This is a genomic window from Streptomyces sp. B3I8 (genome assembly GCF_030816915.1).
Classification (GTDB): domain Bacteria; phylum Actinomycetota; class Actinomycetes; order Streptomycetales; family Streptomycetaceae; genus Streptomyces.
In genome coordinates, this window is the sequence record NZ_JAUSYN010000002.1 from 3,179,246 (window position 1) to 3,202,986 (window position 23,741).

A 23,741-nucleotide genomic window follows, 5' to 3' on the forward strand; every position below is an offset into this window, starting at 1 on the left:
GGACGGTCCGGACGAGCTCACCGCGTCGCCCTCATGGCACGCAGGACGATCCGTGCCATCTCGCGTTGTCCACGCGCGTTGGGGTGCACCGGGGCCGCCGGACTACGGGGGATCATCGGCTCGATCCACCGTGTGTTCCCGGCCGAACAGGCGCCGTGCTCCCGGGATGCGGTGTAGGTGTCCACATAGGTGGCGTCGGCTGCCCGGGCCTGTCGCCGCAGCACGTCGTTGAGCTGGTGCTCCTTCTCCCGCAGGTAGGCGATGTCGCCCGGAGCGAGGGGGAGCGCGAGTCCGCAGCCGGTGTCGCCGGGCGGCAGGATCGCGGGGTAGCCGACGATGTACACGCGCGCCTCGGGCGCACGTCGCCCGATCTCTTCCAGCAGGCCGGACAGCCTCGTCCCGAGAGCGGCCATCCGTTGCCGCGTGCTGTCGGTGCCGTCCTTGACGTAGCGCTCTCGGCAGGGAGCGTCCTCCGACACGTCCTTGAGGCGAGCGACGACGCCGTACACCGTCCCCATGGTGAGGCAGCGGGTGAGCATCTCGCCGAAGCCGATGTCATTGCCTCCGATGCCGAGGGTGACGAGCCGGGTCCGGCCGGAAAGGGCGGACAGCTGCGCGGGGTTGAGGCCGTCGTCGGTGTGCTGGGGCGAGGCGAGGTTCGCCGTCGTCGCACCGCTGCAGCTCATGTCGCGGTACATGCGCGGCCCCAGTTCGAGTCCGGCGGCGAGCAGGGCCGGGTAATTGTGGTCGGAGCGGGCACAGCCGGCGGGGCCGGCCGCTCTGAACCGGTATGCGTGGACCGGAGGTGTAGGAGTCGCCGAGAGCGACATAGGGGCCACGCACGCCGCTGTCCCCCGCGGTGTCGCCGTCATGACGGGTCTCGGCGACGGTGACGGTCAGAGCCGCCACGGACAGGAGAATGCCGGTCAGGACGACGCGTAGGTGAGTCATGATGCCGTGTGTCTCCCCGGGTGGTCATGGGCTTCCTCCGAGCGGTGCCGTGACGGCGGCTCGAGGAGGTGGGCAGGGTGCACGCCCCGAACGGGCCGCTCGTGGGGCTGTGTCCGTGAGCGGCCCGCTCGGCGTGCGGGCCGGGCGACTTCCGTCGCACGACCCGCACCGCACGCCCTCGTCAGACGACCCGCGCGGGGGCCGAGGTGTGCGCTTCGTCGCCGGACGGGTCACGCGGTGCGTGGGCCTGCTCGGTGAGGGCCTCGCCCTCGATGTCCACGCGGGGCAGCAGCCGGTCCAGCCAGGCCGGGAGCCACCACGCCCGCTTGCCGAGGAGCGCCAGGACCGCCGGCACGAACGCCATCCGGACGACGAACGCGTCGAAGAAGACCGCACTGGCCAGCCCGAAGCCGACCATCTTCACCATCGACTCGCCGCCCGTCATGAACCCGCCGAACACCGCCATCATGATCAGCGCAGCGGCCGCCACGACGTGGCCGCTGTGCCGGAAACCGGTGACGACGGCCTGCCCCGACTGCTCCCCGTGCAGGTGTGCCTCGCGGATCCGGGAGACCAGGAAGACCTGGTAGTCCATGGCGAGGCCGAAGACGATGCCCACCAGGAAGATGGGCATGGTGCTCATGATCGGCCCGGTCTCGTCCACGCCGAAGAATCCGGCTCCGTGGCCCTCCTGGAAGACCGTGACGATCGCACCGAGCGCCGCGCCGACCGACAGCAGGAAGCCGAGCGCCGCCTTGAGCGGCACCAGGACCGACCGGAAGACCACCATCAGCAGCAGGAAGGCGAGACCCACGACGACCAGGAGGTACGGGACCAGGGCGTCCTGCATCTTCTGGCCCACGTCGATGTTCAGGGCGGTGGTGCCGGTGACCTTGATGTCGGCGCCGGTGGCCGACTCCACCGCGGCGCGCTCGTCGCGGATGGTGTGCACCAGGTCCTGCGTCTGCTCACTGGTGGGCGCGGTCGACGGGACCGCGGTGATCACCGCCGTGTCCTTGGCCTGGTTGAACCGGGCCGGCGAGACGGAGACGACGCCCTTCGTGCCGGCGAGCTTGTCGGAGACGGTCGCCACGGCCCCTTCCGGGTCCCGCGCCTTGCCGGCGTCGACGACCACGGTCAGCGGGCCGTTGAAGCCCGGGCCGAAGCCCTTGGCGAGATCGTCGTAGGCACGGCGTTCCGTGGTCGACGTCGACTTGGCCTCGGCGCCGGGCATGCCCATCCGCAGGTCCAGCGACGGCACCGCGAGCGCCCCGAGGCCGACCACGGACAGGAGCAGCACCGGCACCGGCCGGCGCACCACGAACCGGGCCCAGCGCACGCCCCGGGAGGCCTTCTCCGACGGGGTCGGGACCGGCACGCTCGTCGTCCAGGCCGCGGTCGGCATGTCCGCCGCCCCGGCGCCGTTCAGCGTGCCCGCCGTCCGGTTCCCGCGGAGGCGGCCGAGGCGCGGGGTGGAGGTGCGGCGGGCAACCTTGCGGGCGGGGCGTTCGCCCTTGCGGTCGCGGCGGGCGAGCACCGCGTCGGGCCAGAAGCCCAGCAGCGCCGGCACCGCGGTGAGGGCGACCAGGACGCCGACCAGGACCGCGCCCGCCGAGCCGATGCCCATCTTGGTGAGCGTCGGGACGCCGACCACGGAGAGGCCCAGCAGGGCGATGACGACGGTGAGCCCGGCGAAGACGACCGCGCTGCCGGCCGTACCCACGGCCAGGGCGGCCGCCTCCTGCGGCCGGTGTCCCGCGGCCCGCTCCTCGCGGTAGCGGGAGACCACGAAGAGGGAGTAGTCGATGCCGACGGCGAGGCCGAGCATCATCGCCAGCTCCCCGACCGTCGAGGAGAACCCGAAGGCACTGCTGACGGCGGTGATCCCGGCCAGGCTGACGCAGACGCCGGTGATGGCGGTGAGCAGCGGCAGACCGGCGGCGGCGAGCGAGCCGAAGGTGATCAGCAGCACCACCGCGGCGACGAGGACGCCGAGCACTTCGCCCAGGCCCTCCCCGGCCTCGGTCTCCAGCGCGGAGCCGCCGACCTCGACGGTCAGACCCGCGTCCCGGGCCTGCTCGACCGCCTTGGTCAGGTCCGTCTTGCCGGCGTCGGTGAGATCGTCGCTCGTGACCTTGTAGGTGACGGTGGCGTACGCAGTGGACCTGTCCTTGCTGACCGCGTGCGCGTCGAAGGGACTGCTCGCGTCGGCGACCTCGGACCCGTCGGCCACCGCGTCGACGAAGTGCCCGATGGCAGAGCGGTTGGCGGCATCGGTGACGTGCCCGCCGTGCTTCGCGACGAACACGACGCGGGCCTCGGCCCCGTCCGCCTCCGCGCCCGGGAACCGCTTGTTGATCAGGTCGAACGCCTGCTGGGACTCGATGCCGGGCAGGGAGGCCGAATCGTCCGGCGCCTCGGGGGCGTTCATCGCCCCGAGGAACACGGCGGCCAGCACCGCCAGCCAGGCCAGCACCACGATGCGGCGCCTTTGGAAGGCCCAGCGGCCCAGCCGATGCAGATAAGTGGCCATGCGAGAACATCTCCCTGTTCGGGGCTGTCGGGAACGACTCTCAGCCTTCCGGGAGGGCCTCTTCGTGTCGTCCGCCCCAGCGATGCCGCCGCGTACTCAAAAACAAGTAGGGCTCGGCGGGATGTCTCCTCTCCCACCGGTAGTCCTCAGTAATCGCCGTCGGAGCCGTCTGGACTGTCAGAGCTGTCGTGCTCAGAACTGTCGGGGCTGTCGAGGCTGTCGGAATACAACGGCAGCAGGACGCGGAATGTGGCGCCGTTTCCCGGCACGGAGTCGACGTCGACACGGCCGCGGTGCGCGGACACCAGGGAGCGGACGATGGACAGACCGAGGCCCGCGCCACCGGCCCTGGTGCGGCCCCGGGCGGTGTCGGCGCGGTAGAAGCGGTCGAAGATGTGAGCGGCCTGCTCGGCCGTGATCCCCGGCCCCTCGTCGCTCAGCTCCCAGACCGCCTGGTCCCCCAGCGTGCCCACGCCGATGCGCACCGGCGTGCCCGGCGGGGTGTGGGCGAGGGCGTTGCCGACGAGGTTGGAGGTGACCTGCCGCAGCCGGGACTCGTCGCCCAGCACGGGGGCGCCGCCGGGCGGACCGCCGCCCGGGCCGGTGAGGGTGACGGGGCGTTCGGGGTCCAGGGCCCGCAGGTCGTGCAGGGCGTCGGCGGCCAGGGTGCGCAGATCCATGGGGGTGAGACGGAGGGTCGGATGTGCGTCGGCGGCGGCGTCCTCGTCGAGCCTGGCGAGCAGCAGCAGGTCCTCGACGATGCGGACGAGGCGGCCCGCCTCGCCCTCGATACGGCTCATGGCGGCATCGACGTCCCCGCGCTCGGGCATGCCGCCCATCCGGTACAGCTCGGTGAAGCCCTTGATCCCGAACAGGGGGGTACGCAGTTCGTGGCTGGCGTCCGCGATGAAGGCGCGCATGCGGGCGTTGACGGCCGAGCGGGCGGCGTCACCGGCCTCGATACGGTCCAGCATGCCGTTGAGCGCGGCGGACAGCCGGCCCAGTTCGGTGCGGGTCGTGGCCGGCCGCGGTACCCGGCTCGACAGGTCTCCGCCCGCGATGGCCGCCGCCGTCGTCTCGATGCGCCGCAACGGCCGCAAGCCCGCGCGCACGGCGAACCAGGCGATGACGCCCAGGCAGACGAGCACCGCGGAGTCGATCACCAGCATCCACACGCCCAGGCGCCGGATCGTCGTGTCGACCGGGGCCAGCGAACCGGCCACGACGACGCTCGCGACCTCGTCCGCCGTCCCGGTGCCGCCGTCGGGGGCCGCCGGGGCGACGACGACACGCCACTCGTCGTCGTCGCTACCGTCGTGGCCCTTGTCCGGGACCTGGAAGGGGTGCCGGCCGTGGGCCGCGACCGCCGCGGTGTCGAGGGACGGGAGCCGCGGGGCGCTTGGGACGGCCGGACGCGGAGTGCGCAGCAGACGCCCTTCGGCGTCCAGCTGGGCGACGTACACATCGCCCGCCAGGTCGCGCTCCAGCGCGTCGCGGGTCCGCGACGCCGTCCGGCCGGGCGCGTCCTCCCCGCCCGGCAGCAGCGCCGCCGTCTTCACGGCGACGCGCAGCCGGTCGTCGAGCTGCCGCACCAACTGCCGTTCCAGCAGCGTGACGAGGATGCCTTCGCTGGCCAGCAGGGCGGCGACGACCAGCAGCGACGTGAGGGCCACCACCCGGCCGCGCAGCGACAGGCGGCTGATGGGGCCCCGCCCGGGAGCGGCACTCATACGGGCGGCCTGCGCAGCACATAGCCGGTGCCGCGGACCGTGTGGATCAGCTTCGGTTCCCCGGCGTCGATCTTGCGGCGCAGATAGCTGATGTAGGAGGCGACGATGGAGTCGTCACCGTCGAAGTCGTAGTGCCACACCCTGTCCAGGAGTTGGCTCCTGGACAGGACCTGCCCGGCGTTCTCCATCAGCACGCGCAGCAGGCTGAACTCGGTCGGGGACAGCGGCACCGGCCGGCCGTCCCGGGTCACCTGGTGGCTGTCGGGGTCGAGTTCCAGGTCGTCGACGACGAGAAGCCCGTCGGGGCGGCGGCCGCTGGTGCGGCGCAGCACGGCCTGGATGCGCAGGACGAGCTCCTCCAGGTTGAACGGCTTGGTGACGTAGTCGTCCCCGCCGGCCCGCAGACCGCTGATGCGGTCCTCGGCCGCGTCGCGGGCGGTCAGGAAGAGGATCGGCGGGTGCCCGTCGACGCCGGGTCCGGAGGGGAGTGCGCGCAGGCGGCGCGCGACCTCGAAGCCGTCGAAGTCGGGCAGCATGACGTCGAGGACGATCAGATCGGGACGCTCGTCGCGAACGGCCCGCAGGGCCTGGCCCCCTGCCTCGGCCGTCCGCACCTCGAAGCCGGCCAGCCGCAGGCTGGCGGACAGCAGTTCGCGCAGCGTGGGCTCGTCCTCCACCAGGAGCAGTCGTCGTGCCGCCGTCATCGCACCCGTCCCCGGCTGATGGTTCTCATGTCCTCACGGTCCTCGCTGCCCTCACTGTGCTTACTGCCTTCGCTGTGCTTACTGCCTTCGCTGTGCTTGCTGCCTTCGCTGTGCTCACTGTCCGGCCCCGCTAGGGCCTGTTGCAAAAGTCCCGTCGTCCGCCCGGAGGGCGGGTCCTGCGGCGAGAGTGCGTGCATGGCGTCGCGGGGCAGGCGGGACTTTCGCGACAGGCCCTAGGCGTCGCGCTTGCGGAAGACGACGAACGCCGCCACCAGCAGAACCGTCACGCACCCTGCCATGACGCCCACTCCCGCCCAGGGACTCAAGCGAGCCGGGTCACGGTAGCTGGTGATGATCTGCCCTCCCGCGATCGGCGGCCAGTACTTCGACACCCAGTCACCAAGCCCTCCGGGCAGTGCCGGAGCGAAGGCCTGGACGATCAGCATGACGCCGAACAGCGAGGTCACCGTCGCCGTGGTGGAGCGGATCACCGTGCCCAGCGCCAGTCCGAAGAGCGCGGCCAGCGCCAGATACACGCCGCCACCGAGGATGCCGCGTGCTGCCACGCCGTCGGAGAGTGCCAGGTGCGGAGCGTCCGCGCCGGACAGCGAGGCCTGCCCGACGAGGAACCCGGCCAGCGACACCGCGATCCCGGTCGGGAGCGCCACGCCCACCAGCACCACGGCCTTGGACGCCAGCACCCGCGCCCGGTGCGGGACGGCGATCAGGGTGGGGACGACCGTGCGCGCGCCGTACTCCGAGGTGATGACCAGGCCGCCCAGCAGTCCGAGCGCGATCTGCGCGAGCAGGTAGCCGCGCAGGCTGGTGGCCAGCGGGTCGAACGAGGCCTGGTCCGCGGGGCTGAGGTCGGCGAACTCGCTGCCGGCGGACGAGCTGTTCAGCGCGGCGAGCCCGAGGCAGAACGCCAGGGTGCCCAGGATCACGTACGCCGTCGACCGCATCGTCCGTATCTTGATCCACTCGGCGTGCAGGCAGTGCCGGAAGGTCGCCTTCGCCGGTCCGGTGCGCAGGGGGGCGGTGGTTGCGGTGGTTGCGGTGGTACGCGTCATCGGCTCGTCCTCTTCTTCGCCAACTCGTCGGCCGGCCGGCCCGCCGACTGATCCGCCGACTGATCCGCCGGCCGATCCGCCGACCGGTTCCCCGGCTGGTCCGACGACTGGTACTCCACCGCATCGCGGGTCAGGTCCATGAACGCCTTCTCCAGCGAGACCTGGCGCGGAGTGAGCTCGTGCAGCTCCACCCCGCCGAGCGACGCCAGGGCTCCGATCTCGGCGGCCTCCAGGCCGGTCACCACCAAGGTGTCCGCGCCCTCGGTCCGTACCCGAACGGCCGCGGTGAGCATGTCGCGCAGCGCCTCGGCCTGCGGGGTGCGGACCAGGACCTCCCGCTCGGAGTGGGCCTCGATGAAGTCCTTCATCGTCATGTCGGCGATCAGCTTTCCGCGGCCGATGACGAGGAGGTGGTCGGCGGTCAGCTCCATCTCGCTCATCAGATGGCTGGACATCAGGACCGCGCGTCCTTCGGCCGCCATCCTGCGCATCAGCGAGCGGATCCACACGATGCCCTCCGGGTCCAGCCCGTTGAGCGGCTCGTCGAAGACCAGTGTCGGGGGATCCCCCAGCAGGGCCGCGGCGATGCCGAGCCGCTGACGCATACCGAGGGAGAACGTCCCCGCGCGCCGGCGGGCCACCTTCTCCAGGCCGACCTCCGCCAGTACCTCGCCCACCCGGCCGCGGGGGATCCCGTTGCCCGCCGCCAGGGCCAGCAGATGGTGATAGGCGGTGCGGCTGGGCAGCACCGCCCCAGGGTCGAGCAGCGCTCCGACCGCCTTCAGGGGCGCGGGCTGTGCCGAGTACGGCCGTCCGCCCACCGTCGCCGTCCCGGAACTGGCGGCGTCGAGGCCGAGGATCATGCGCATCGTGGTCGACTTGCCGGCCCCGTTGGGCCCCAGGAACCCGGTCACCTCCCCGGGCCGGACGGCGAACGTCAGATCGTCCACGGCCAGGACCTCGCCGTAGCGTTTCGACAGGCCACGTACTTCGATCATCGGGACTCCAGACCGGTGGTGGGGGTGCACGCGACCGTCGCGTGTCCCGCTCACTGTCGGCTGCCGACGTGCGCCGGATCTGGACGAACATGAGCGTTCCATGGGAGCGCCGAGGCTCCGACCAGGGGCGCGTCCCCTCGGCAGCGCCCGATGGCCCTCCGACTCACATGGAACTCACATGAGGTCCCCCAGCCCTCGATCAGTCCTCGATGGTCGCTTCTGGACGTCCTTCTCAGGTGAGCCGTGCGGTCAGCGCGCGCAGCAACCGGACGACGCCCGCCGGTCCGTCGACCACCACGTCCGCCCGGTTCGCCAGCTCCGCCACCTCCTCGCTGCCGCTGCACACCAGCAGCCCCGGCACCCCTGCCGACCGCAGAGCCTCCACCGCCGCGAACGCCGGCAGGTCGCCCAGGTCGTCACCGGCGTACAGCACCGCCCCGGCGTCCACCTCCCGCACGTACTCCGACAGCGCGGCCCCCTTGTCCGTCCCCGGCGGCCGCAGCTCCAGCACCATGCGCCCCGGTTCGACGATCAGTCCGTGCCGTGCCGCGAGGTCGGCCAGCGGCACGCGCAGCGCCTCGAACGCGGCCTGCGGGTCGGCCGCCCGGCGGGTGTGGACCGCGACCGCGCGGCCGCCCTTCTCCTCCACCCAGGTCCCCTGCCACGCGCCGACCGCGTCGAGCACCCCCGGCAGCTCGGCCCGTACGGCGGCGACCCCGGGCGGCGGAGCGGGCGCGCTGACCGTCCCGGTCACCGCGTCCCACCGCTCGGCGCCGTAGTGCCCGAGCACCACCAGGTGTTCGAGCCCGGCGACCCCGGCGAACCCCCCGTGGGCCACGGCGACCCCCGCCGGGCGCCCGGTGACGACGGCCACCGAGGCCACCTTCGGCGCGAGTGCCGCGAGGGCCGGCACCGCGTCGGGGTGGGGCCTGGCCTGTTCGGGGTCGGCGACGATCGGGGCGAGCGTCCCGTCGAAGTCGAAGGCGAGAACGGCCCGCTCGGGACGGGTGAGGAGCGCCTCCAGCCCCTCGCGTCCGGCCGCGGTCGTGGGGGTCGGAACGGCGTCACCCGTGCGGTGCGGCGCGTCCCCGGGGTCCGTGGAGTCCGTGTGGCTGCCCATGTCCTCGACCCTATCCGCGCGGCCCCGCCCTCACGCCTGCCCGGCGGCCTACCGTTCCGCGCGGCGGGCCTCGCGCACGCGGCGGAGCCGGTTGACGGTCACCGGGTCGTGGGCGAGGGCACGGGGATCGTCGAGCAGGGCGTTGAGCAGCTGGTAGTAGCGGACGGGCGCGAGCCCGAGCCGCTCCCGTATCTCGCGCTCCTTCGCGCCGGGACCGGCGAAGCCGCGCCGCTCCATGGCCAGCACGGCCCGCTCACGGGCCTGGAGTTCCCGCACGTCCGACGAACCCGACGGCACGGACGAGCCCGACGAGGACGAGCCCGACTGGCCCGACGCGTCAGCCTGCCCGCCCGGCCCCGTCCCCTTCGGACCGACCGGCTCCCGCCGCTCCTCCGTCTGTTCCATGCCCTTCACAGTAGAACCCACCACTGACAATCCCCCGTGCCGGGAGCCGGCACCGGCCCCTCACCCCGTCGCGTCCTCCCGCATCGCCGTCCGCTGGAGCTGCCCCAGGACCCCCGCCGAGCTGCCCTCCTCCGACACCGCCGTCCCGATCTGCTTCTTGAGCTCCGCGCTCACCGTCGCCCACGACGTCTTGCCCACCGGATACAGCTCCGCCCCGGCGAGCTGCTCCAGGAACGGCGCGAGGTCGGCGTCCTTCGGGGAGGAGGCCATGTCCGCGGAGGCGGACGTCGTCGCCGGCAGCAGGTCGTACTCGCGCGAGAACGCCAGTACGTTCTTCTTGCTGTAGACGAAGTCGAGGAAGTCCCCGACCTGCTCGCGGTGGCCGGGCTGCCGGAAGGCCATCATCCAGTCGGCGACGCCCATCGACGGCCGGTCCCGGCCGTCCGCGCCCTCGTCGCCGTTCCCGCTCCCGCTCCCGCTCCCGCTGCCGTTCACGGGCATCGGCACCATGCCGAAGTCCAGGCCCTTGGCCCGTGCCGTCTTCATCAGCGTGGGATGCCCGTTGAGCATCCCGACCTCGCCGCGCGCGAACGCGGCGAACGCGTCCGCGCGGTTCAGCTTCGCGGGCGGGACGGGTCCGGTGAGGCCCTTGCCGACGAGTTCGTCCTTCAACCAGGAGAACGTCGCGACGTTCTCCACCGAGTCCAGGTCGTAGTCGCCGATGCTGTCGGTGTAGTCGCCCCCGCCGCTGAGCAGCCACTGCAGGGTCTCGGCCTGCGCCTCCTCCGGTCCCAGCGGCAGCGCGTACGGCGTGCTGACCCCGGCCGTCCTCAACGCGTGCGCGTCGGCGGCCAGTTGGTTCCAGGTCTCGGGCGGCCGGCTGATCCCGGCCTTGGCGAACAGCTTCTTGTTGTAGAACAGCAGCCGGGTGGAGGCCGCGAACGGCATGCCGTACTGCACCCGGTCCACCTCGCCCGCCCTGCTCAGTTCCGGCACGAAGTCGGCCTGGACAGGAATGGAGAGCAGGTCGGAGACGCGGTAGAGCTTGCCGGCGGCCGCGTAGTCGGCGTAGGCGCCGATCTGCGCCAGGTCGGGGGCGTCGCCCCGGTCGACCATCTGCTTGACCTTGCTGTCCACGTCGTTCCACGAGTAGACGCTGACGTCGACCTTCACGCCGGGGTGCTCGTCCTCGTACGCGCCGGCCAGCTCGTCCCAGTACTTCTTCGACGAGTTGGCCGCCGAGTCGCCGTAGTCGGCGGCGACCAGTTTCAGGGTCACGTCCCCGGAGCCGCCCGGACCCCCGCAGCCGGCGAGGGTCGCCGTCATCCCCAGTGCGGTGATCGCCGCGCCCAGTACCGTCATTCTCCGCGCCCCGCGCCGCCGCACCGATCCACTCCTGTTTTCGCTGGTTGTACGTGGTTACCGTCTCGTATACCGAAACGGCCCGGTCATAAGGTCTACACCACCACAGTGGACTAGACCTCTCCGGGTCGGAGCGTCACACTGTTCCACGTGAAACACGTCCTCGCCCTCGATGTGGGCGGCACCGGTATGAAGGCCGCCCTGGTAGGGGTGGAAGGCGAGTTGCTCCACCGCGCACGTCGGCCCACCGGCCGCGAACGGGGCCCCGAGGCGGTGACGGCGGCGGTCCTCGACTTCGCCGCCGAACTGCGCGCCCACGGCCTCGCCGAGTTCGGCGAACCGGCCGCCGCGGCCGGTGTCGCCGTCCCCGGCATCGTCGACGACGACCGGGGCGTGGCCGTCTACTCGGCCAACCTGGGCTGGCGCGACGTACCGTTGCGCGCCCTCCTGAGCGAACGGCTCGGCGGCGCCCCCGTCGCCCTCGGCCACGACGTGCGCACCGGCGGCCTCGCCGAAGGCCGCATCGGCGCCGGCCGGGGTGCCGACCGCTTCCTGTTCGTGCCGCTGGGCACCGGCATCGCGGGCGCCATCGGCATCGACGGCCGGGTCGAGGCGGGCGCGCACGGTTTCGCCGGCGAGATCGGCCATGTCGTCGTACGCCCCGGCGGCGTCGACTGTCCCTGCGGGCAGCGCGGTTGTCTGGAGCGGTACGCCTCCGCCGCCGCCGTCGGCCAGGCCTGGGCCACCGCCTGCGGCGACCCGGAGGCGGACGCGGCGGACTGCGCCCGGGCCGTGGCCGCCGGGGACGCACGGGCGGCGGAGGTCTGGCAGGGGGCCGTCGACGCGCTCGCCGACGGTCTGGTCACCGCCTTCACCCTCCTCGACCCGCGCACCCTGATCATCGGTGGCGGGCTCGCGGAGGCCGGACCCACGCTGTTCGACCCGCTGCGCGAGGCGCTGCGCGCCCGGGTCACCTTCCAGAAGCTGCCGACCGTCGTGCCCGCCGGCCTCGGCGACAACGCCGGCTGTCTGGGCGCGGGCCTACTCGCCTGGGACCTGCACGCCACCGGCGCGCGTCCCCCCGCGGACCCCGGCCCCGCCCCCCTCGTTCCCCCCGTCCGCGACACCACTGACTCCTCGGAGGTAACCACCTGATGGCCCCAAGCAAGGTTCTCGTCGGTGCCCGGACGGTGCTCCCCACCGGGATCGTGGACGACGGCCGCGTGGTCGTCGAAGGCGCCCGCATCACAGCCGCCACCGGCGACGGAACCCGTTCCCCGCACTCCCCCGCCGAGCCCGGCACAGACACCGTCGACCTCTCCGGTCACTGGCTGGTCCCCGGCTTCGTCGACCTGCACAACCACGGCGGCGGCGGAGCCTCCTTCACCTCCGGCTCCGTCGAGGACGTACTGACCGGCATCCGCACCCACCGGGAGCACGGCACCACCACCCTCGTCGCCTCTACCGTCACCGAGGAGACGGACCAGCTCGTCCAGCGCGCCGGGCTGCTGTCCGAACTGGCCGAGCAGGGCGACCTGGCCGGCATCCACTTCGAGGGCCCCTTCATCTCCCCCTGCCGCAAGGGCGCGCACTCCGCCGCCCTGCTGCGCGACCCCGACCCGGCCGAGGTGCGCAAACTGGTCGACGCGGCCCGCGGGCAGGCCCGCATGGTCACCCTCGCCACCGAACTCCCCGGCGGCCTGGACTCCGTGCGGCTGCTCGTCGAGCAGGGCGTGATCGCCGCGGTCGGCCACACGGACGCCACCTACGAGCAGACCGTCGCCGCCATCGACGCGGGCGCGACCGTGGCCACCCACCTCTTCAACGCGATGCCCACCCTCGGCCACCGCGCCCCCGGACCGGTCACCGCGCTGCTGGAGGACGAGCGGGTCACCGTCGAGCTCATCAACGACGGCACCCATCTGCACCCTGCCGCCCTGAAGCTGGCGTTCCGGCACGCGGGCGCCGCCCGGGTCGCGTTCATCACCGACGCCATGGACGCGGCCGGCTTCGGCGACGGCCGCTATCTGCTCGGCCCGCTGGAAGTCGAGGTCAGCGACGGCGTGGCCCGACTGGTGGAGGGCGGCTCGATCGCGGGGTCCACCCTCACCCTGGACCGGGCGTTCCAGCGGGCGGTCACGGTCGACGGGCTCCCGGTCGAGGACGTCGTCGCCGCCCTCTCGGCCAACCCCGCACGGCTGCTGGGCAAGGCCGACGAGGTGGGCTCACTGACCCCTGGCACCTATGCCGACCTGGTCGTTCTCGACGAGGAGTTCGCACTGAAGGGCGTGATGCGTCGGGGCGAGTGGGTGATCGATCCCCAACTGGGCTGATCCGTCCCGGTCCTGACCGCCCCTCGGGCATCGACGGTGGGCCCGGGGGTCTGGGCCCACCACCGACTCGTTTGGCATGATCGAACCTCCGCAACCAGCACCGGCGCGCGCACTGTGGGAACAGCGCGGCGGGAACAGCACTGAGCAGCACTGTGGGAGCGGCGCGCACGCCGGCCGTGCGCGCACGCGTCACCGCACGATCCGAGGGAGGTCGGCCCGGGTGATCCTCACGGTCACACTGAACACCGCTCTCGACATCACCTACCGCGTCCCCGCGCTGCGCCCGCACGCGTCGCACCGCGTGAGCGAGGTGACCGAAAGGCCCGGCGGCAAGGGGCTCAACGTGGCCCGGGTGCTCGCCGCGCTCGGCCACCGGGCGACCGTGACCGGCTTCGCGGGCGGCCGCACCGGCGACGCCCTGCGCGAGTCGCTCGCCGGCTGCTCCGACGTGGTGGACGCGCTGATACCGGTGGCCGGAGCGACCCGGCGGACCATAGCCGTGGTGGACGCCGCCACCGGCGACACCACCCAGCTCAACGAGCCGGGGCCGCTCATCGCCCCCGCCGAGTGGTCCGCCTTCCAGCGGACGTACGAGGAACTGCTGGGCTCGGCCGCCGCGGTCGCCCTCTGCGGGAGCCTGCCGCCGGGCGTCCCGGTGGGGGCGTACGCGGGACTGGTCCGCACCGCGCGGGCACACCGGGTGCCGGTGCTCCTCGACACCAGCGGCGAACCGCTGCGCCGCGGGGTGGCGGCCCGCCCCGACCTCGTCAAACCGAACGCGGAGGAGCTGGCGGAACTCACCGGCTCGCACGAGCCCGGACAGGCCACCCGGGACGCCCGGCGCCGGGGCGCGCACACGGTGGTCGCCTCGCTGGGCGCGAAGGGGCTGCTCGCGGTGAGCGCCGAGGGGCGCTGGCGGGCGGTGCCGCCGAGCGGGCTGCGCGGCAATCCGACGGGCGCGGGCGACTCCGCGGTGGCGGGCCTGCTGTCGGCCCTGGTGGAACGCCTGCCCTGGCCGGAAAGACTGGCACGTGCCACCGCCCTGTCGGCGGCGACGGTCCTGTCGCCGGCGGCGGGCGAGTTCGACCGGGAGGTCTACGAGGACCTGCTCACCCGGGTCACGGTGACCCCGGAGGCGACGACGGCCGCGTGAGCGTGCCGACGCCGTGAACGTGTGCGCCTTGGTGGCGTGAGCCCGTCGGCGAGGTGGGCGTCGAGCGCCCCGCCCGGCTACTTCCAGCCGTCCAGCAGCCAGAGCTGGTCCAGATTGGCGTCGCAGGAATTGCCCTGCTCGCAGGAGATCTTGATGGTGTTCGTGCCCTTGTTGAGCTGGATGTTCGCCCAGGTCGACGTCCAGCCCTTCTCGTAGTCGCCCGCGGGCGCCTTCGCGAAGTTCGACATGTTGATCGGCCGGGACTGCGCCTCGCCGTTGAGCGTGAGGGTGGCGTTGGCGTCCTTGCCGGGCACGCCGTAACCGACGTACAGCGTGTACTTGCCGGTCTTGGCGATGCCGTTCACCGTCCAGGTCACGGACGCGCCCGGGTTGTTGAAGCCGGTGACGTAGGCCCCGCCGTCCGCCTTCGCCCCCTTGACGTCGGACGCCGTGGTGGTGCCGCCGTCCAGCTTCAGCGTCTTGGCGTCCGTGGTGGGCAGTTTCCCGGAGTCGCCGGAGTCGTCCGCGCCCGAGTTGCTGGGCAAGGGGCTCTGGCGCGCCGACGGGGTGGTGTCCCCGCCCGCGCCGTCCTTCTTGTCGTCGTCACCGCCGAGCATCGCGATGCCGATGCCGATCACCACGGCGGCGACCACCGCTATCGCGCCGATCAGCAGGCCCTTGGTGTTCGGGCCCCGGCCGCGCCCGCCGCCGTTGCCGCCCGCCTGGCCCCGCCGGCCGGGCGGCGTCCCGCCGGGGACGGTCTCGGGGGCCGCGTAGTGCGGGTTCGGCTGCCCGGGAGGCCCGTAGGTGCCGTACGCCTGCTGCTGCGGGACCTGGCCGTAGGCCGCGGTCTGCCCCGGCGCCCCCGCCGACCCGTACTGACCAGTCTGCTGTCCGCCGCCGTACTGCCGCTGACCGACCGCCCGCACCCTGTTGACCGAGTTCGGGTAGCCGTAACCACCGCTCGGCGGCTGGGCTCCATTGGCCTGGCCGTCTTCGTAGAGGTAGCCGAACGGGTCGTCGTCCTCGGGCGTGCTCGCGCCGTTGTTGCCGGGCGTCATCCCTTGGTGCTCCTAGCGGGTGGGGGTGCGGATGCGTGCTGGGCTGAACTGCGAGCGTACCCGCTTCCGACGACCCATATGGGTGTCTTCCCGCTCACCCCTGCGGTGAGCTGGGGCTATCCGGCCCGCCTGTGCTGTTTGGGACGGGATCGTTTCTCGACGTACATCCGTTCGTCAGCGGATTTCAACACCTCGTCCGCCGTCATGCCGCAGTGCGCCCAGCCGATGCCGAAACTGGCGCCCACCCGCATCACCCGGCCGTCGACCCGGATCGGCTGGATGATCTCGTTGCGCAGCCGTACGGCGAGGTCCTGGGCGTCGGCGCGGCCGAGACCGTCGGCCAGCACCACGAACTCGTCGCCGCCGAGCCGGGCGACGGTGTCGCCGTCGCGCACGCCCCGGGTCAGCCGGCCCGCCACCTCGACGAGGACGGCGTCACCGGCGTTGTGCCCGAACCGGTCGTTGATCGACTTGAAGCCGTCGAGGTCGCAGAAGAGGACCGCGAGCCCCTTGGTGCCGTCGTCCGTCCCGTCGGCCGGGGCGACGGTGTGCACATGATGGTCGAAGCCGTCGTACGGCCCCCGGGCCGAATGGCTGCCGAAGCCGTGCCCGCCGGTGTCGTACACCGCGGGGTGGCCGCCCGGGGGCGTGTCCGTGAGGCCCGCCTCCCCGAAGACGCCGAACGCCGCGTGCTCGCCGAACCCGGCGGACTCGCCGTACTGCCCGTGCGCCGCGTCCACCGACTCGGCCGCGTCGGCGGCCGCCGCGTACGGGCGCTGACAGAGCCGGGCGGAGAGCCGGGAACGCAGTTCGGCGGAGTTGGGCAGTCCGGTGAGCGCGTCGTGGGAGGCCCGGTGGGCGAGCTGGAGCTCGCGCCGCTTGCGCTCCTCTATGTCCTCCACGTGCGTGAGCAGGAAGCGGGGCCCGTCGGCGGCGTCCGCGACGACGGAGTTGCGCAGCGACACCCAGACGTACGTGCCGTCCCGGCGGCCCAGGCGCAGCTCGGCGCGGCCGCCCTCGGCGGAGGTACGCAGGAGGGTGCTGATGTCCTCGGGGTGGACCAGGTCGGAGAAGGAGTAGCGGCGCATGGAGGCGGCGGGCCGACCGAGCAGCCGGCACAGCGCGTCGTTGCAGCGCAGGATGCGGCCGTGCTGGTCGCCGCCCATCTCGGCGATGGCCATGCCGGAGGGGGCGTACTCGAACGCCTGCCGGAAGGACTCCTCGCTGGCGCGCAGCGCCTGCTGGTCCCGTTCCAGCCGCACCAGCGCGCGCTGCATGTTGGCGCGCAGCCGGGCGTTGCTGATCGCGGTGGCCGCCTGGAAGGCGTACATCTGGAGCGCCTCGCGGCCCCAGGCGCCGGGCCGGCGGCCGTTGCGCGGCCGGTCCACGGAGATCACGCCGATCAGCTCACCCGAGGAGTCGCTCCCGCCCGGCCCGTACAGAGGGGCGAACAGGCGGTCGGCGGGGTGCCACTCGTCCTCGAAGCGTGGCTCGGGGCCGTCGGCGCGCCACTGCGGCACGTCGTCCCCGTCGAGGACCCAGCCCTCGGTGTGGGATATGAAACGCAGGTCGCCCCAGGCCTCGCCCATGTTCAGCCGGCGGTTCCAGGCCGAGCGCGAGCCGACCCGGCCCGCCATCATCGCCTCGACGGTGGCGTCCCCGGCGAGGGCCGCGACGACGAGGTGGCCGTCGGGGCGCACGAGGTTGACGGCGGCCAGCTCGTACCCGAGGCCGTTGACCACGCCGTCGGCGACCGTCTGCAGCGTGTCCGCCAGGCTGCGGGCGGTGTGGATGTCCGCCATGACCTCGTGGAGCTTCCGCAGAGTCGCAAGACGGACGTACGGCTCCGAGTCGGTCTCCATGCGCCCTCCCCTCGAGATCTCGCGGTAACTCCGTAACCCCAGGGTTGTCTTCGGCGTACGCCCTGCATCCTCACCGCTACTGAATCACAGCGCGCTGCCCACTCGGCACGCAGGGTCAACAAAATACGCATCTTGTGACTCAAGTCACAACAAAAGATGAGCATTTGAGAGGGGTTTCTGCGTTTTTCCCGAACGCCCACCCGTGCCTTCACTTGCCTTTCACGTGTTCTCACGTGCTTTCACGCGCATTGACTGTGCGATTGCGGAACACATTGCAATGCCCTGTGAAACCCCCGGTGAACGCCTGTGAGCATACGACGCCGGAAGCGGGCGCGTGGGCGGTTGCCGATCACCGGGCGTCGCCGGGACATCGCGCACGGACGGGCACGGGCACGGCAACCCGTGGGCACGCACGGGCGCCGGGACCCGTGGGGCCGTTCACCGTGGGCGCAGGACTGCGGCCCCGGTCCTAGGTCTCGTCTGGACCCCTGGCCCGATGCGCCGTCGCGAACACGGCAACTACCGTCGTGATCGTGCTCGAAACCTCGCAGATCCCCTCGTCCGTACCGTCGCGGTCCCTCCCCTCCACCCGGCTCCACGGCCCCGGCCTCCCTGCCTCCGGGCATGCTGAAGGGGTGAGCAACGACGAGTTCCGTGCCGCCATGTCCCGCCTGGCCGCGGGCGTGGTCCTGGTGACCGCGCACGAACCGGCATTGGATCCCGAGGGCCCGCGCGGCGAGGACGTGGGCATGACGGCCACCGCCTTCCTGTCGGTCTCCCTCGACCCGCCCCTGGTCCTGGTCAGCCTGCGCGAGGGCTCCCGCATGGACGACCTGCTCGACGAACAGCCGCTGTGGGCGGTCTCGGTGCTCACCGAGAGCCAGCGGCACATCGCGGGACGGTTCGCGATGAAGGGCCGCATCAGCGACCGGCTGCTGTTCGAGGACATCGCGTACGTACGGGGGGAGGCCTCCGGGGCGCCCCTTGTGGGCGGGGCGCTGGCGACCGTGGAGTGCCGCACCGAGCAGCGGGTCACGTCCGGCGACCACACCCTCGTCATCGGCCGCGTCCTGACCGCCACCGCGCCCGACGCGGGCGCCGGGCCCCTGACGTACTTCCGCGGCCGCTACCGGACGCTCGGGTGAGGGCGGCCCTCGGACAGCCGGTCGGACACGCGGTCGGACGAGCCGACGACGGGTCGGCGAAGTGGGGCGACCCGGCCGATCGGTCGGCCGACCGGACGTAATCGGTCGGTCGGTCCGTGCGGTCGTGAAGGCGGTCAATGAGCCCCGTCATCGAGCCCCGTCATCGAGCCCCGTCATCGAGTCCGGTCATCGAGTCCGGTCATCGAGTCCGGTCATCGAGTCCGGTCATCGAGTCCGGTCATTGAGTCCGGTCATTGAGCGGTCCATGGGCCCGGCCGCAGGCGGCCGATTCGCCGCACCGCTCGGGCCGGCGTTGCATTCGCATCCATTCGCAGCATGCGATCGCATCCACTCGCATGCGGTCGAATGACGAGCACGGCGTGGCACGGCGCGGCGCGGCGCGGGAATTCACTGCCAGCCGCGGCCGGAACGCCCTCGCTTGGTATCGGAACGCTGTTTCTTCTCCCGCAGGCGCCGTTCGTTGATTCCCCGCGGGATCCGCGTCGGCCGGCGCGGCTTGGGCGGCGGCGCGGTCGCCTCGGCGAGCAGCGCGGCGAGACGCACGGCCGCCGCCTCGCGGTTACGCCATTGCGAACGGTGCTCGGAGGCCCGCACCATGAGCACGCCGTCGACCAGCCGCCCGTTCAACCGCTCCAGGGCACGCCGCTTCCACACCTCGGGCAGCGCCTCGGTCCGGGCCACGTCGAACCGCACCTCGACCTGGGTGTCGGTGGTGTTCACATGCTGCCCACCGGGCCCCGAGGAGCGCGAGAACTTCCACACGAGCTCGGCCTCGGGCAACGAGACGGAACCACGCACGACATACGGACCGGACATGCCTCCCATGTTCCCGGTCGACACCGGCCCACGTCACCAGGTTTTCGGGGATGCTGGGCGGGGATCGCCCCCGAGGGCACGGCAAGGTAAAAAAGGTAAAGACCCCGGAACCATCCGGGGGCCCCACCGCGTTCAAGGGGATAGCTGTCGCTTCGTCCCTCGAGGCGCCCACACGTACGCACGCGAACGAATCAAGGGAAGGGACTCCCAACAATGGCTGTAAGCCTGTCCAAGGGTGGCAACGTCTCGCTCACCAAGGAGGCTCCGGGCCTGACCGCCGTCACCGTGGGCCTCGGCTGGGACGTCCGCACCACCACCGGAACGGACTTCGACCTCGACGCCTCCGCCATCGCGGTCAACCCCCAGGGCAAGGTCTACTCCGACCAGCACTTCGTCTTCTTCAACAACAAGCAGACCCCGGACCAGACCATCGTCCACACCGGCGACAACCGCACCGGCGAGGGCGCGGGCGACGACGAGGCGATCAACGTCAACCTGGCCGCCCTCCCGGCGGACATCGACAAGATCGTCTTCCCGGTCTCCATCTACGACGCCGAGTCCCGCTCGCAGAACTTCGGGCAGGTCCGCAACGCGTACATCCGCATCGTCAACCAGGCCGGCGGCGCCGAGATCGCCCGCTACGACCTGTCGGAGGACGCGGCCACGGAGACGGCCATGGTCTTCGGCGAGCTGTACCGCAACGGCGCCGAGTGGAAGTTCCGCGCGGTCGGCCAGGGCTACGCCTCGGGTCTGACGGGCATCGCCCAGGACTTCGGCGTCAACGTCTGAGTTCCGCCGCCGTCCGGGGCCCCCGCCACGCCGGGGACCCCGGACCCGCCCGGCGGCGGCCGGCGCCGGCCCGCCCCGTCCGCCGTGACACCATCAGCCCGTGCTCGACATCGGCTACGCCCTCTCCACCCGCTTCCCCGATCCCCCGCAGACGGACTACCGCCGTGCCGACGTCCACGCCCTGCGGCACGATCTGTTCTGCGGCGACGTCTACCTCGCCGACACCCGCGCGGACCGGGAAGTGTCCACAGCCTGGGGATGGGTGCCCGTGCTCGACTTCGCCTGGGCCCTGTGCGACATCGTCGAACACCTGGACCGCGACCCCCTCGGCAGCCGGTCCGCCCGCCGGCAGCGAGCCGAGATCGACTTCACCGAGTCCACCGACCGCATGCTCTTCGAGCGCCGCTTCGGCTGGGTGGACATCGAGGCCGACTGGATGCCTGGTGACGAGGACCCGCTCACCTTCCAGTTCGCCGAACTGCGCCGCGAGGCCCGCGACTTCCTGCACGATCTGCTCGCCGACCTGACGGACCTGCACGAGTCGCTCCGCGACAACCCGGCGATCTGGACACTGGAGGCCCGCTTCCCCCGCGTCGTCTGACGGCCGCCGACCCGACGTCCCCACGGGCCACCGGGGTGCCCGTCGCCGCCTCCGCCCGGCGTACACGCCCCCGCGGCCCCCTCAGCCCGCCTCAACCCGTCCGCGTCCCCCTCAAGTTTTCCTTCCTCTCCCCTCCTCCACCTCTCCCGGCCCTTCTCCCCGCCTCAGTCCTCCTCCCCCGCCACCCTCACCCCCAGTTCCGCCGCGAGTACCGGCGCCAGATCCATGAGCTGGGCCGGACTGATCACCGCCCCCGCCAGCCGCTCCGCCCCTCGGGCGATGCCCAGCTCGGCCGCCCGGCGCAGATCGACGTCCTTCATCAGGGCCGCGCCGAAGTCCGCCTCCTTCAGCACGCAGTCCACGAACTCGACCCGTTCGAGCCGCGCCCCCGCGAAGTCCGGCTCGACCAGGACGCACCCCTCGAAGACGACGTCCCGGAGCCGAGCGGCCCGCAAGTTCAGGTAGTCGATCTTGCCGCCGCGCACCAGCACCCGCTCCAGCACCGCCCCGTGCAACTGCGTCCCGCCCAGCCGCGCGTCCACCAGCTCCACGTCGCGCAGGGTGGCGTCGGCCAGGTTCGTCCCCACCCCGCGTATGCCGGTCAGCCGGCTGTCGTACACCCGGGCGTGCGCCAGGCGCGTCTCGTCCAGCGCGCAGCCCGTCAGCGCGCAGTCCATGAACCGGGAGCCCGTGCCGTCCTGCGCGGCCAGGTCGGTGCCCCCGAACTCCAGTCCGTCGTAGTCCCCCTCCGGCTCCAGCTGCCCGCCCCCGTACGGCTCGAGCGGAGGCAGCCGTACCCCCGGTCGACGCGCCGCCGCGACCACACGCGCCCGCTTCACCCGTCCCCGCCTCCCCTCATCCACACCCGCACCCGCACCGGCCCCGTCACCCACACCCGCACTGCACCCGCCGCTCTCCCGCGCCTTCGTCCGCCACGCCCTCATAGTGCGCCGCCCCACTGACAATGCCCCGCCGCCCGACGCATCCGCCTCACTACTGGAGATGCGACATATCCATATTCGTGATGTTCTGAACCCCATGAGCGCCACCCGAACGGGCGAATCGACGGGGGCCGACCCTCGCCGTTGGTGGAGCCTGGTGATCATTGCCCTGGCCCAGCTGATGGTGGTCCTGGACGCGACGATCGTGAACATCGCCCTGCCCTCCGCCCAGCACGCCCTGCACATGTCCGACGCCAACCGACAGTGGGTGATCACCGCCTACACCCTGGCCTTCGGAGGTCTGCTGCTGCTCGGCGGGCGGATCGCCGACCTCATCGGCCGCAAGCGCGCCTTCCTCATCGGACTGGTCGGCTTCGCCGTCGCCTCGGCGCTCGGCGGTGCCGCGAGCGGTTCCGGCATGCTGTTCGGCGCCCGTGCCCTGCAGGGCGCCTTCGCCGCCGTCCTCGCCCCGTCCGCGCTGAGCCTGCTCACCACCACGTTCACCGATCCCAAGGAGCGCGGAAAGGCCTTCGGCATCTACGGCGCCCTGGCCGGCAGCGGCTCGGCGATCGGCTTCATCGCGGGCGGGCTGCTCACCGAGTACCTGAACTGGCGCTGGTGCCTGTACGTCAACATCCCCATCGCCGCCGTCGCCGTCCTCGGCGGACTCGCCCTCCTCCACGACCACCCGCGCCACGGCGACGCCCGCCTCGACGTGCCCGGCGTCCTGTTGGGCTGCGGCGGCCTCGTCGCCCTCGTCTACGGCTTCAGCGAGGCCCAGCCCCGCGGCTGGACCGACCCGTTCGTGCTCGCCCTGTTCGCGGTGGCCGCCGTGCTGCTCGCCGCGTTCGTGTGGTGGCAGACCAGGGCCCCCGACCCGCTGCTGCCGCTGCACATCCTCCGCGACCGCGACCGGGCCGGCTGCTTCCTGACCATGGGCCTGGCGGTCATCGGCATGTTCGGCATGTTCCTGTTCATGACCTACTACCTGCAGGTCATCCTCGGCTACTCGCCGGTCCGCGCGGGCCTGGCCTTCCTGCCGCTCACCGTGGCGATCATCGTGGGCTCGACCCAGATCTCCGCCCGACTCCTGCACCACGTACCGCCGCGCACCCTCATGGTGCCGGGCATGCTGCTCTCGGCGATCGCCATGGTCATCCTCACCCGGATGACCGTGCACTCGTCGTACACCAGCGAGCTCCTCCCCCCGCTGCTGCTGATGGGCCTCGGCATGGGGCTGACCTTCATGCCGGTCTTCGCCACCGCGACCTCCGGAGTCGCCCCCCGCGACTCGGGCGTCACCTCGGCGACCGTCAACACTTCGCAGCAGGTGGGCGGCTCCATCGGCACGGCCCTGCTCAACACGATCGCGACGAGCAGCGCGACCGCCTTCATCGCCGCGCACCTGACCGACCCGTCCCACCGGAACCTGGTCGTCCGCGAGGGCGTCGTGCACGGCTACACGACCGCCCTGTGGTGGGCGGCAGCCGTGTTCCTGCTGGCCGCCGTGGTCGCCGGAACCATGGTGACCGCCCGGGCGCCCAAGCACGCCACGCCGACCGAGGCCCCGGTCCCCGAGTCAGTCCACCGATCCGGCGCCCGTCCCTGATCCGGCGCCCGTCCCACCGTCAATGGCTCCGAGCTCCGCCAGGGCCCCGTCCGTCAGCCGGTACGTCGTCCACTCGTCGTGCGGGCGGGCGCCCAGCGCCTCGTAGAACGCGATCGAGGGGGCGTTCCAGTTCAGTACCGCCCACTCCAGGCGCCCGTAGCCGCGCGCCACGCAGATGCGGGCCAGCTCGGTCAGCAGCGCCCGACCGTGACCGCCGCCGCGCGCGCTCGGACGAACGTAGAGGTCCTCCAGGTGGATGCCGTGGACGCCGCGCCAGGTGGAGAAGTTCAGGAACCACAGCGCGAACCCGACCGGCTCCCCGTCCGCCTCGGCGAGGTGCGCGAAGGCCGCCGGGCGCTCCCCGAAGAGCGCCTCGCGCAACTGTGTCTCCGTCGCCCGCGCCTGATCGGCCTCCTTCTCGTACTCCGCCAGCTCGCGGATCATCGCGTGGAGCACGGGGACGTCGTCGGGGGTCGCGGTACGGATCATGCGGGCAGTGTCACACACGACCGACGGACGGGACCGCTGCGGGATCAC

General features: G+C 72.3%; 21 protein-coding genes. 7 read left to right on the plus strand and 14 right to left on the minus strand.

The features are described 5' to 3' along the window. Window positions 1-17: 17 nt before the first annotated feature. From QFZ64_RS16105 to QFZ64_RS16145, 9 genes are all read right to left on the minus strand, one after another. Entirely contained in the window at window positions 18-872 is an 855-nt protein-coding gene (locus tag QFZ64_RS16105; protein WP_307066347.1) for an SGNH/GDSL hydrolase family protein, read from the minus strand. Between the two features lie 260 nt (window positions 873-1,132). Then, window positions 1,133-3,484, minus strand: coding sequence for an MMPL family transporter (locus QFZ64_RS16110; protein WP_307066349.1), 2,352 nt, complete (start codon window positions 3,482-3,484; stop codon window positions 1,133-1,135). Window positions 3,485-3,630: 146 nt separating this feature from the next. Next, entirely contained in the window at window positions 3,631-5,214 is a 1,584-nt protein-coding gene (locus QFZ64_RS16115) for a HAMP domain-containing sensor histidine kinase (protein ID WP_307066351.1), read from the minus strand. Next, window positions 5,211-5,918: a response regulator transcription factor gene (locus QFZ64_RS16120; RefSeq protein WP_307066353.1), complete on the minus strand. Its 708-nt coding sequence runs from the start codon at window positions 5,916-5,918 to the stop codon at window positions 5,211-5,213. The genes QFZ64_RS16115 and QFZ64_RS16120 overlap by 4 nt, the downstream gene beginning before the upstream one ends. A 233-nt stretch (window positions 5,919-6,151) precedes the next feature. Then, window positions 6,152-6,988 carry an ABC transporter permease gene (locus QFZ64_RS16125; RefSeq protein ID WP_307066355.1) on the minus strand — a complete coding sequence of 279 codons (837 nt, stop codon included), beginning with the start codon at window positions 6,986-6,988 and terminating at the stop codon, window positions 6,152-6,154. Beyond that, window positions 6,985-7,986, minus strand: a complete 1,002-nt coding sequence (locus QFZ64_RS16130; protein WP_307066356.1) for an ABC transporter ATP-binding protein — start codon at window positions 7,984-7,986, stop codon at window positions 6,985-6,987. The genes QFZ64_RS16125 and QFZ64_RS16130 overlap by 4 nt, the downstream gene beginning before the upstream one ends. A 232-nt stretch (window positions 7,987-8,218) precedes the next feature. Next, complete coding sequence (gene otsB / locus QFZ64_RS16135) at window positions 8,219-9,106, minus strand: trehalose-phosphatase (protein ID WP_307066358.1); 888 nt, start codon at window positions 9,104-9,106, stop codon at window positions 8,219-8,221. Between the two features lie 48 nt (window positions 9,107-9,154). Continuing rightward, the gene (locus QFZ64_RS16140; protein WP_307172785.1) at window positions 9,155-9,382 is read right to left on the minus strand and encodes a DUF3263 domain-containing protein; all 228 of its coding nucleotides are present in this window, start codon (window positions 9,380-9,382) and stop codon (window positions 9,155-9,157) included. Between the two features lie 189 nt (window positions 9,383-9,571). Beyond that, entirely contained in the window at window positions 9,572-10,873 is a 1,302-nt protein-coding gene (locus tag QFZ64_RS16145; protein WP_307066361.1) for an extracellular solute-binding protein, read from the minus strand. Between the two features lie 150 nt (window positions 10,874-11,023). On the opposite strand from QFZ64_RS16145, the gene QFZ64_RS16150 reads away from it, so the two are divergent. The 3 genes from QFZ64_RS16150 to QFZ64_RS16160 all read left to right on the plus strand — a co-directional run bounded on the left by QFZ64_RS16150 (window position 11,024) and on the right by QFZ64_RS16160 (window position 14,359). Continuing rightward, window positions 11,024-12,028 (plus strand): ROK family protein, encoded by a 1,005-nt coding sequence (locus QFZ64_RS16150; RefSeq protein WP_307066363.1) that lies wholly within the window; start codon window positions 11,024-11,026, stop codon window positions 12,026-12,028. After that, complete coding sequence (gene nagA / locus QFZ64_RS16155) at window positions 12,028-13,206, plus strand: N-acetylglucosamine-6-phosphate deacetylase (protein ID WP_307066364.1); 1,179 nt, start codon at window positions 12,028-12,030, stop codon at window positions 13,204-13,206. The genes QFZ64_RS16150 and nagA overlap by 1 nt, the downstream gene beginning before the upstream one ends. 220 nt (window positions 13,207-13,426) lie before the next feature. Further along, window positions 13,427-14,359 (plus strand): 1-phosphofructokinase family hexose kinase, encoded by a 933-nt coding sequence (locus tag QFZ64_RS16160; protein ID WP_307066366.1) that lies wholly within the window; start codon window positions 13,427-13,429, stop codon window positions 14,357-14,359. Window positions 14,360-14,436: 77 nt separating this feature from the next. Here QFZ64_RS16160 and QFZ64_RS16165 read toward each other — a convergent pair whose 3' ends face one another. Both QFZ64_RS16165 and cdgB read right to left on the minus strand, forming a co-directional pair. Next, on the minus strand, window positions 14,437-15,420 hold the full coding sequence (locus QFZ64_RS16165) for a CBM35 domain-containing protein (protein WP_307066368.1): 984 nt from the start codon (window positions 15,418-15,420) through the stop codon (window positions 14,437-14,439). A gap of 116 nt (window positions 15,421-15,536) precedes the next feature. After that, on the minus strand, window positions 15,537-17,282 hold the full coding sequence (gene cdgB / locus QFZ64_RS16170) for a diguanylate cyclase CdgB (RefSeq protein ID WP_307066370.1): 1,746 nt from the start codon (window positions 17,280-17,282) through the stop codon (window positions 15,537-15,539). Window positions 17,283-17,917: 635 nt separating this feature from the next. On the opposite strand from cdgB, the gene QFZ64_RS16175 reads away from it, so the two are divergent. Further along, window positions 17,918-18,427 carry a flavin reductase family protein gene (locus tag QFZ64_RS16175; RefSeq protein ID WP_373430614.1) on the plus strand — a complete coding sequence of 170 codons (510 nt, stop codon included), beginning with the start codon at window positions 17,918-17,920 and terminating at the stop codon, window positions 18,425-18,427. A 408-nt stretch (window positions 18,428-18,835) separates the two neighbouring features. On the opposite strand, the gene arfB is transcribed toward QFZ64_RS16175, so the two are convergent. Further along, window positions 18,836-19,273, minus strand: coding sequence for an alternative ribosome rescue aminoacyl-tRNA hydrolase ArfB (arfB, locus tag QFZ64_RS16180; RefSeq protein ID WP_307071727.1), 438 nt, complete (start codon window positions 19,271-19,273; stop codon window positions 18,836-18,838). Window positions 19,274-19,477: 204 nt separating this feature from the next. Between arfB and QFZ64_RS16185 the strand changes: the two genes are divergently transcribed. Next, complete coding sequence (locus tag QFZ64_RS16185) at window positions 19,478-20,053, plus strand: TerD family protein (protein WP_307066371.1); 576 nt, start codon at window positions 19,478-19,480, stop codon at window positions 20,051-20,053. A 100-nt stretch (window positions 20,054-20,153) separates the two neighbouring features. Then, complete coding sequence (locus tag QFZ64_RS16190) at window positions 20,154-20,654, plus strand: hypothetical protein (RefSeq protein ID WP_307066373.1); 501 nt, start codon at window positions 20,154-20,156, stop codon at window positions 20,652-20,654. Window positions 20,655-20,818: 164 nt separating this feature from the next. On the opposite strand, the gene QFZ64_RS16195 is transcribed toward QFZ64_RS16190, so the two are convergent. After that, window positions 20,819-21,598, minus strand: a complete 780-nt coding sequence (locus QFZ64_RS16195) for a pentapeptide repeat-containing protein (RefSeq protein ID WP_373430615.1) — start codon at window positions 21,596-21,598, stop codon at window positions 20,819-20,821. Between the two features lie 94 nt (window positions 21,599-21,692). Here QFZ64_RS16195 and QFZ64_RS16200 point away from each other — a divergent pair, with 94 nt between their 5' ends. After that, window positions 21,693-23,204 (plus strand): MFS transporter, encoded by a 1,512-nt coding sequence (locus tag QFZ64_RS16200; protein ID WP_307066375.1) that lies wholly within the window; start codon window positions 21,693-21,695, stop codon window positions 23,202-23,204. On the opposite strand, the gene QFZ64_RS16205 is transcribed toward QFZ64_RS16200, so the two are convergent. Then, window positions 23,175-23,693 carry a GNAT family N-acetyltransferase gene (locus QFZ64_RS16205; RefSeq protein ID WP_307066377.1) on the minus strand — a complete coding sequence of 173 codons (519 nt, stop codon included), beginning with the start codon at window positions 23,691-23,693 and terminating at the stop codon, window positions 23,175-23,177. The genes QFZ64_RS16200 and QFZ64_RS16205 overlap by 30 nt on opposite strands. Window positions 23,694-23,741 lie beyond the last annotated feature (48 nt).

What these genes read in the sequence shown, in the direction of transcription:
- QFZ64_RS16105 (WP_307066347.1), bottom strand. Translation starts at nt 872, where the DNA reads ATGACGGCGACACCGCGGGGGACAGCGGCGTGCGTGGCCCCTATGTCG.
- QFZ64_RS16110 (WP_307066349.1), bottom strand. Translation starts at nt 3,484, where the DNA reads ATGGCCACTTATCTGCATCGGCTGGGCCGCTGGGCCTTCCAAAGGCGC.
- QFZ64_RS16115 (WP_307066351.1), bottom strand. Translation starts at nt 5,214, where the DNA reads ATGAGTGCCGCTCCCGGGCGGGGCCCCATCAGCCGCCTGTCGCTGCGC.
- QFZ64_RS16120 (WP_307066353.1), bottom strand. Translation starts at nt 5,918, where the DNA reads ATGACGGCGGCACGACGACTGCTCCTGGTGGAGGACGAGCCCACGCTG.
- QFZ64_RS16125 (WP_307066355.1), bottom strand. Translation starts at nt 6,988, where the DNA reads ATGACGCGTACCACCGCAACCACCGCAACCACCGCCCCCCTGCGCACC.
- QFZ64_RS16130 (WP_307066356.1), bottom strand. Translation starts at nt 7,986, where the DNA reads ATGATCGAAGTACGTGGCCTGTCGAAACGCTACGGCGAGGTCCTGGCC.
- otsB (WP_307066358.1), bottom strand. Translation starts at nt 9,106, where the DNA reads ATGGGCAGCCACACGGACTCCACGGACCCCGGGGACGCGCCGCACCGC.
- QFZ64_RS16145 (WP_307066361.1), bottom strand. Translation starts at nt 10,873, where the DNA reads ATGACGGTACTGGGCGCGGCGATCACCGCACTGGGGATGACGGCGACC.
- nagA (WP_307066364.1), top strand. Translation starts at nt 12,028, where the DNA reads ATGGCCCCAAGCAAGGTTCTCGTCGGTGCCCGGACGGTGCTCCCCACC.
- QFZ64_RS16165 (WP_307066368.1), bottom strand. Translation starts at nt 15,420, where the DNA reads ATGACGCCCGGCAACAACGGCGCGAGCACGCCCGAGGACGACGACCCG.
- cdgB (WP_307066370.1), bottom strand. Translation starts at nt 17,282, where the DNA reads ATGGAGACCGACTCGGAGCCGTACGTCCGTCTTGCGACTCTGCGGAAG.
- arfB (WP_307071727.1), bottom strand. Translation starts at nt 19,273, where the DNA reads ATGGGAGGCATGTCCGGTCCGTATGTCGTGCGTGGTTCCGTCTCGTTG.
- QFZ64_RS16185 (WP_307066371.1), top strand. Translation starts at nt 19,478, where the DNA reads ATGGCTGTAAGCCTGTCCAAGGGTGGCAACGTCTCGCTCACCAAGGAG.
- QFZ64_RS16195 (WP_373430615.1), bottom strand. Translation starts at nt 21,598, where the DNA reads ATGAGGGCGTGGCGGACGAAGGCGCGGGAGAGCGGCGGGTGCAGTGCG.
- QFZ64_RS16200 (WP_307066375.1), top strand. Translation starts at nt 21,693, where the DNA reads ATGAGCGCCACCCGAACGGGCGAATCGACGGGGGCCGACCCTCGCCGT.
- QFZ64_RS16205 (WP_307066377.1), bottom strand. Translation starts at nt 23,693, where the DNA reads ATGATCCGTACCGCGACCCCCGACGACGTCCCCGTGCTCCACGCGATG.